Here is a 7503-nt window from a genome sequence, read left to right on the forward strand (position 1 = left end):
ACCTGCTTCCACCACCACTCGGAATACCAAAACCCCTCACTCTACAGAGTAAAGCATGTCAATCTCCAGAACACACGCCAGCGAATCACTGCAACAGGAGGTGAAGAAGCGGCGCACGTTCGCCATCATTTCGCATCCTGATGCCGGCAAGACGACCTTGACGGAAAAGCTGTTGATGTATGGTGGTGCCATTCGCTCGGCGGGCACTGTCAAGGCCAAGAAGAGTCAGCAATTCGCCACCTCTGACTGGATGGAGGTCGAGAAACAACGAGGCATCTCGGTTGCCAGTTCCGTCATGCAGTTCGAACATCAGGGTTGCGTGATCAATCTCCTCGATACGCCCGGCCATCAGGACTTCTCGGAGGATACCTATCGGGTACTCACGGCGGTCGATGCTGCCCTGATGGTGATCGATGCCGCCAAGGGGGTCGAAGCCCAAACCATCAAGTTGCTGGAAGTGTGCCGACTCCGCAAGACGCCGGTCATCACCTTCATCAACAAGATGGATCGAGAAGTCAGGGACTCGCTGGAGTTGATCGACGAGATCGAGGACATCCTGGGGCTACCCTGCGCCCCGATCACCTGGCCCGTCGGCATGGGCAAGGAATTCGCCGGCGTCTTCGACCTCGGCAATAACCGGATGCTCAAGTTCACTCCGGGAGAAGACAGGCCCGAGAGTGATCAGGAAGTGCTGGATGGGGAAGATCATCCTTACCTTGTAGACAACTTTCCCATCGCCCATGCGACCTTCAAGGAAGAAGTCGAGATCGTCCGTGAGGCGGCGGCAACCTTCGATCACGACGCCTTTCTCAAAGGCGAACTTTCCCCCGTCTTCTTCGGTTCGGCCATCAACAACTTCGGGGTCCAGGACATCCTCCAGGCACTGGTTTCCTGGGCCCCGGAGCCCCGCCCCCGCATGGCGCGACAGCGCGAGGTGATGCCGGACGAAGCACAGTTTTCCGGTATCGTTTTCAAGATCCAGGCCAACATGAATCCTCAGCACCGGGATCGTATCGCCTTCCTCAGGATCTGTTCCGGTGAATACCGCGCGGGCCTCAAGGCCAAGCACGTCAGGAGTGACAAGCCGATCAAGCTCGACCATGCCATCAATTTCATGGCCCAGGAGCGAGGTCAGCTGTCCACGGCCTATGCGGGCGACATCATCGGCATCCCCAACCATGGTCGGCTACGGATCGGCGATGTCATCACCCAGGGCGAGATGCTTGAACTGGTTGGCATCCCCCATTTCTCGCCGGAAATCTTCAAGACAACCCGACTGAATGACCCGTTACGCGCCAAGCAGCTCAACAAGGCCCTCAAGGAGCTCGGGGAGGAAGGCACCATCCAGGTGTTCGAGCCCCTGGAGAAAACCGGCATGATCCTCGGCGCCGTCGGGCAACTGCAATTCGAGACCGTGGCTCATCGACTGCTGACCGAATACCATATCGACGTCGGCTTCGATAACGCACCGATCCATACGGCGCTTTGGGTACACTGTGATGACCTCGTCACCATGAAACGCTTCATGCAAGCCAATGCCAACCGTCTCGCCCGGGACGCCGCGGGTGCCCTGGCCTTCATGGCTCCCAACCGTTCCGTGCTCGACTTGACCCTTGAAAAGTGGCCCGACATCGACTTCGACAGCACTCGTGAAGTCGGCGCCGCCCCGAATAGTTCCGCTTCCTCCCGAATTCCTCTGTGAACGTAGCGACATGGAAAACAGCAACGATATGGACGCGCGCCAGGCCGAGCGTCGACACCTCGATGACATTCACACTCGTATCGACACCAACCTAGCCGAACTGGACCGCCGGCTCGAGGCATATTCCGAGGATATTCAGGCACAGAAGGAATATCTGTGGTCAAGCCGGGACGAGATGGATCATATCGAGAAGATCTCGGCAAGAGAATCCATCCAGCAGGCGGTGATGACAGGCGACAATGCCCTTTCACGTCGCAAAAAACTCGAGAAACTACAGCAGTCTCCCTATTTCGGACGTTTCGACTTCGTCCAACAGGGCAGCGTGAAACCGATCTACATCGGCATCCACCATTTCCATGACGACCTGGCCGGCGAAAGCCGAGTGCATGACTGGCGGGCGCCTATCGCCTCGATGTTCTACGAGGTCGAGACCGGTCCGGCCTCCTACGAGAGCCCGGAAGGGCACGTTGCCGGCGAAATCACCCTGAAGCGACAATTTCGCATCAAGGGGGACGAGATCGAGCTGATGATCGACAGCGACGTGCATGTGGTCGATGACGTCCTCCAGGAGGAGTTGAGCCGTGCCAGTGATGAAGGCATGAAGAACATCGTGGCCACCATCCAACGCGATCAAAATGCCATCATCCGTAACGATGAGGCGCAGGCGTTGATCATCCAGGGGGTGGCAGGTTCCGGCAAGACCTCCATCGCTCTGCATCGCATCGCCTATCTACTCTACCGCTTCAAGGACAACCTGAGCTCCGAGGATATCCTGATCATCTCGCCCAACCGGGTCTTCTCCGATTACATCGGCAATGTGCTGCCCGAACTGGGCGAGGAGACGGTCAACCAGATCGGCATGGAGGACTTGGCCGACGAGCTGCTGGATGGCCAATACCGCTTCGAGACCTTCTTCGAGCAGACGACGACCCTGCTGGAGAAGAATGACGAGACGATGAAAGCGCGCCTGCGCTACAAGGCCTCACCGGAATTCCTCGACGACCTGGATCGGTATGCCGGCCATATCGAGGCAAACCGTTTCTCGGCCGAGGATCTATGGATCGCCCGGCGCCTGGTGCCCGCCTGGCTGCTGGAGGAGGTGTTTCGCAAGCACCGCCACCTGCCCACCAACGAGCGCCTGAAGCAGGTCAGTTGGGAGATCGAGAAAAAGATCGGCAACCAGTACCACTATGATCTGGAGCCCGAGGAGCGCAAGCAACTCAAGGAAGCCATCAAGAATATGCTGCGCCAATCCACTCTGCGCGAGACGTACAAGGGCTTCTACGACTGGCTGGAACTACCCGAACTGTTCAAGCCGGCTTCCCGGGGCCGGCTCGAATACGCTGATGTCTTTCCCTTGATTTACCTGAAGATGCGCCTTGAGGGCATTCGATCCAGCTGGCGAAACGTCAAGCATCTATTGATCGATGAAATGCAGGACTATACCCCGGTGCAATATGCCGTGATCGGCCGCCTGTTCAGTTGCAAGAAGACCATCCTCGGCGATGCCTTCCAGTCGGTGAATCCTTACAGTGCCTCGAAGGCTGATGAAATTCGGCGGGTAATGCGCCAGTCCCGCTGCGTCACCCTCAACAAGAGCTATCGATCCAGTCTGCAGATTACTCGCTTCGCCCAGCGGATATCGCCCAACCCGGATCTCGAACCTATCGAACGGCACGGTCAAGAGCCTGACGTCATCCGTTGCCGTACCCGTAAGGAAGAGATGGCGGCCATTGACGCTATGGCCCGAGACTTTCTCCAGGGAGGAGAGCACAACACCCTGGGGATCCTCTGCAAGACACAAAAGCAGGCCAAGAAAGTCTTCGAGGCCCTGGATGGCCAATTCGATCGGCTGCAGTTGCTCGGTGAGCATAGCCACGCCTTCGGGCGAGGGATCATCGTCTGCACCGCCCATATGGCCAAGGGGTTGGAGTTCGACCGCGTCATCGTGCCGGACGCTACGGTACGACACTATGCCACCGAGATGGACCGCAACCTGCTTTACGTGGCTTGCACCCGCGCCATGCACCGACTGGTCCTGACACATACCGGTTCACCCACACCATTCTTGGTTGGGGACTGAGGAGGCTGGATACCCTTTACTCAAGCTTCCTATGACCTTTATCTAACCCTGTGGTTGGGGAAACCTGCTTACGATCTCTGGCGATGCAATGAAAAGGCCTGGGGAATCCCCCAGGCCTTGTCGTTACGCACATTGTCGGCCGGGTGAGGCCTCCTGTCGGGGAGTAGCTTCCGCCCGCTCCAGGAGGAACTCGGCCGCCTCTCGGGCATGGCCCGAGGCGTTGAAGATGGCTCGCTTGTCCTCGCGCAGCGCGGCGATCCAGTTCGCGATGTAACTGGCGTCCTGCAGCTCGCCGGCGATGCCGAGTTGCCCGCAGAGATAGGCCATGCCCAGCTCCGCGACCAGCTCCTCTCGCGCGTAGGACGGCGATCCAAAGCCATCAAAGGCGACAATGCCCTCTCGAGCCAGTCGCTTTTGGTGGCCGGTGGAATGCACCAGTTCGTGCAGGGCCGTGCTGTAGTAGCGCTCGGCCAGGTCGAACTGGTGGCGTGCTGGTAGCCGAATCCGGTCCAGCGCCGGCGTGTAGAAGGCCTTGTTGCCTTCGACATGCTCGATCGCCACGCCACTGGACGCCATCACATGCTCCGCCTCGTCATGAGGCGAGAAGGCCACCTCAGAGGAAGACCCCGGCTCAGTGATCTCGTCCGGCAACCCTTCACACTGGTCGATGTTGAAGAGGTTAAAGCCACGAAGGATAGCGAAGCGCTCCTCCTTGGGATTGCCCTCCTCGTCCAGCTCCTGGTTGCCGTCGTCATCGAGCTTGGGCTTCTTCATCGGCTTGTAGAAGCAGGCGAGTGTCGACGTCTCGCCTTTCTTGACGCTGCCGCCGGCCTCCTTGGCTTGCTTGAAGGTGAGCCAGCGGTCCTGCGTATAGCCGTTTTCCGCCGCGGCCGACCACAACAGCACGACGTTGATGCCGTTGTAGGGGCGGCCGGTAACCGCATTGCGGGGCGTCAGGGCCGGTTCCGGTTTGCCTGAACTGTTCCAGGGCTTCACCCAGGGGATGGTGCCCTGTTCCAGCTGTGCCACGATACGGTCGGTCACGGCTTGATAGATATCGGCCATGTCGCTTCTCCTCGAAACAAAAAGGGGAAGCGCACAGCTCCGGCGGGGAAGGCGACTTCCCCGGCTGGGTGGAAAAAGTAATGCCCAACGCGGTCGAGACGACGGCGTTGGGCGTGGAGCAAGTTACGCCGCGTAGGCGACGTGCGCTTCGCCACGTTGGGCGAGTAGCAGGTACGGATCCCCATCACGGCGTTCAATGACGAACGCCTCGACGGTGATGGCCAGCGGCAGTTGCTCATCCATCTCCGGTGGTAGCCGGAAGTGGGAGAAACACGCCGATCGCGTACCGACGGGATAGGCTGACAGCGCCTTGGCGGCTTCCTGGAGCAGGTGGTCGACTCGATCGAGCTCGTAAATCCCCCACTGATCGGCCAGCATCGGGCTGATCGCGACACAGTCCCGATACAGGCGGGAGGACAGACGAACTTCATGGTCGCCGAAGCCTTGCTTCCGGGACGTCAGCGTCACATCGACTGAATGCATGGTGGTACTCCTCTGGATGCGGAAAGGGATCCATGAGAAACACCACGCCCGTCATGGGAGAGTGTCTCCCATGGCGGGTTCAAGGCCATTCAGGCCGGTTTGGTAGGCAGCCTCCGACCGCTAGAGCGGCGCTCGCTTGCGGGAGGCGTGGCGAGCTTGGGTAAGGGCGTCTCGTTGGGCCGGTGAGACCGTCCGGGCTGTCCGAAAACAGCGAGCTTGCCCCTCTCATGCTAGTGAGGTGGCGATGGCTGTCAAGCGCAAGCCAGCAGGCCGTAAAAAGCCCCACCATGCAGCATGATGGGGCGAATGGAGAGGATCCCAGAGAGGTCATGTCATGCCTACGGCATCCAGCAACGCCTGGACCTCGTTGGCATCATGCGCATCAAGACGGCGAAGATCAGCGACTTCCTCGTCACTGTACCCGTCCATGCGAGGGTCGCCCTCCTGGAGATAACTGGCCAGCTCCTCGACACCCCGGTCCACGAGGACCTTGAGGGCGCCGAACTGCTTGTCCGTCAGGTGAAGTGTCGGCATGGTCAGTCCTCCTTGGCCATGCAGGCATTCACTTGACGGCGTAGCTGAATACTGAAGCCATGAAAGTGAAACGACTTGCGAATGGTCTCGCCAGTAGCGAAGTCGAGCACCTCGTTGCCCTCGGTGCCCCACCATGTCGCGTCGTCGCTCGGTTCACAGTTGGGATGCATGGCCCCCTCGCGCTTGAGCAAGGCAATGGCCCATTCGACGATCGCCTCATCGAGGTCCTCGTGATCGTCGTCATCCACATCGTCAGGATCGAACAGGAAGGCAGGCTCCGGAGGCTTATTATCAGCCCCCTCGAGCAGCCAACCGCCAGGCTCCCACCAGCCGGAACGTGCATGCTCGCCCGTTTCGGCCGATGCCTCCGTGACCGTCTCGATGGTCACGAAGAAGCCGGGATGCCGGAACTCGTCGACAATGTCCTGGAAGCGGCAACGGGGGCAGGTTATCCCGCTGTTCTCGTTCCATTCCGTGTCATGTGGGTTGTTGTCATGGCCCTCGTCCGTCATGAGGACGGACGCCTCGATGACGATATGAAAGTCGGTCGTGTGTCCGCACTGGGGGCACATCACGCCCTGTAGACAGTTCGTGTTCATGGTGCTTCTCCTGAATGAAAAAAGGGGAAACACCTTCCCCAGGGGAAGGTCGCTTCCCCTGGGGGTGAGTCAATGAAGACGCCACTGACCTCAGTGGTCAAATGGCGGGTCGTGCGTCGTTAGTGTTGGCCGCGGACAACCGCCAGCGCCGGCTGCCATTCCGCATAGGGATCATCTTGGATGATCGCCGGTGGCAGACAAGCATCCGTATACAACTGGCGTTGGATGATATCCAGGCCTGGCTGCCAGTCCGCCTTGTACCCGTCACTCGTGATGTCCCACACCTCGGGGGCGTGGTAATGAGCGAGGATCAACAAAGCCACCACCGCCAGGTCATATGGCTTCTGAGCGGTCTTGCAGAACTCGAAGCCTTCGCCGTCGATAGCCAAGAGCATCGTCTCGTGGCCATCATGACCCGGGCCATTGAAGCGAATCAGGTCGCTACTGATTTCAGGGTGGGCCGCATGGTTATCCTCAAACCGTATTGAGGGCAAATGGCCACCCTCATAGAGTTTTCGGAAATCGGCCGTGATGGCCGCCCACTCGGCATCGCTAGCTGCACGCTTCTGCGTGAAATAGTGCGTGTATCCCATGGTTCAACTCCATCGTGAAACGGGCCATGGGAATACACCGCGCCCGTCATGGGAGGATGTCTCCCATGGCGGGTTAATAAGGCCGTTGAGGCCTGGCTGGTAGGGTGCCTCCGACCGCTGGAGCGGCACTCGCTTGCGAGAGGCGTGGCGAGTTTGGGTAAGGGCGTCTCGTTGGGGCCGGTGAGACACACCGGGCTGTCCGAAAACAGCGAGCTTGCCCCTCTCATGCTAGTGAGGCAGAGAAGAGTGTCAAGGCGGTGTCGGATCGACAGTTAACGCTTTCGCAACGTCCTGCGACCCTTCTCTTCACGGTGGATTGCATAAAATCCACCACCCAAAACCAGCGCAGAACCAATGACGTATGGGGCCATGACAATGGCAAACTTAGCGGCATCACTCATTTGGGACCCGCCTACTGGATGTATGGGGGTCATCATCTAATGT

At 59.1% G+C, this 7503-nt stretch carries 7 protein-coding genes; 2 read left to right on the forward strand and 5 right to left on the reverse strand.

The window, feature by feature from the left end; all coding sequences use genetic code 11:
• Window positions 1-55 precede the first annotated feature (55 nt).
• Both A9O65_RS16535 and A9O65_RS16540 read left to right on the forward strand, forming a co-directional pair.
• Window positions 56-1702: a peptide chain release factor 3 gene (locus A9O65_RS16535; protein WP_064702732.1), complete on the forward strand. Its 1647-nt coding sequence runs from the start codon at window positions 56-58 to the stop codon at window positions 1700-1702.
• Window positions 1703-1712: 10 nt separating this feature from the next.
• Window positions 1713-3785: a HelD family protein gene (locus A9O65_RS16540; protein WP_082920216.1), complete on the forward strand. Its 2073-nt coding sequence runs from the start codon at window positions 1713-1715 to the stop codon at window positions 3783-3785.
• 123 nt (window positions 3786-3908) lie between these two features.
• Here A9O65_RS16540 and A9O65_RS16545 read toward each other — a convergent pair whose 3' ends face one another.
• From A9O65_RS16545 to A9O65_RS16565, 5 genes are all read right to left on the reverse strand, one after another.
• Window positions 3909-4850 carry an ArdC family protein gene (locus tag A9O65_RS16545; protein WP_064702733.1) on the reverse strand — a complete coding sequence of 314 codons (942 nt, stop codon included), beginning with the start codon at window positions 4848-4850 and terminating at the stop codon, window positions 3909-3911.
• A 123-nt stretch (window positions 4851-4973) separates the two neighbouring features.
• Entirely contained in the window at window positions 4974-5333 is a 360-nt protein-coding gene (locus A9O65_RS16550) for a hypothetical protein (RefSeq protein WP_064702734.1), read from the reverse strand.
• A gap of 327 nt (window positions 5334-5660) precedes the next feature.
• The gene (locus A9O65_RS16555) at window positions 5661-5867 is read right to left on the reverse strand and encodes a hypothetical protein (RefSeq protein WP_064702735.1); all 207 of its coding nucleotides are present in this window, start codon (window positions 5865-5867) and stop codon (window positions 5661-5663) included.
• A 2-nt stretch (window positions 5868-5869) separates the two neighbouring features.
• Entirely contained in the window at window positions 5870-6466 is a 597-nt protein-coding gene (locus A9O65_RS16560) for a hypothetical protein (protein ID WP_064702736.1), read from the reverse strand.
• 119 nt (window positions 6467-6585) lie between these two features.
• The gene (locus A9O65_RS16565) at window positions 6586-7059 is read right to left on the reverse strand and encodes a hypothetical protein (RefSeq protein WP_064702737.1); all 474 of its coding nucleotides are present in this window, start codon (window positions 7057-7059) and stop codon (window positions 6586-6588) included.
• Window positions 7060-7503: the final 444 nt, after the last annotated feature.

The organism is Halomonas caseinilytica, from assembly GCF_001662305.1.
In the GTDB taxonomy this organism is placed as follows: domain Bacteria; phylum Pseudomonadota; class Gammaproteobacteria; order Pseudomonadales; family Halomonadaceae; genus Halomonas; species Halomonas caseinilytica.

Coding starts and splice junctions, on each gene's coding strand:
- A9O65_RS16535 (WP_064702732.1), top strand. CDS start 56: ATGTCAATCTCCAGAACACACGCCAGCGAATCACTGCAACAGGAGGTG.
- A9O65_RS16540 (WP_082920216.1), top strand. CDS start 1,713: ATGGAAAACAGCAACGATATGGACGCGCGCCAGGCCGAGCGTCGACAC.
- A9O65_RS16545 (WP_064702733.1), bottom strand. CDS start 4,850: ATGGCCGATATCTATCAAGCCGTGACCGACCGTATCGTGGCACAGCTG.
- A9O65_RS16550 (WP_064702734.1), bottom strand. CDS start 5,333: ATGCATTCAGTCGATGTGACGCTGACGTCCCGGAAGCAAGGCTTCGGC.
- A9O65_RS16555 (WP_064702735.1), bottom strand. CDS start 5,867: ATGCCGACACTTCACCTGACGGACAAGCAGTTCGGCGCCCTCAAGGTC.
- A9O65_RS16560 (WP_064702736.1), bottom strand. CDS start 6,466: ATGAACACGAACTGTCTACAGGGCGTGATGTGCCCCCAGTGCGGACAC.
- A9O65_RS16565 (WP_064702737.1), bottom strand. CDS start 7,059: ATGGGATACACGCACTATTTCACGCAGAAGCGTGCAGCTAGCGATGCC.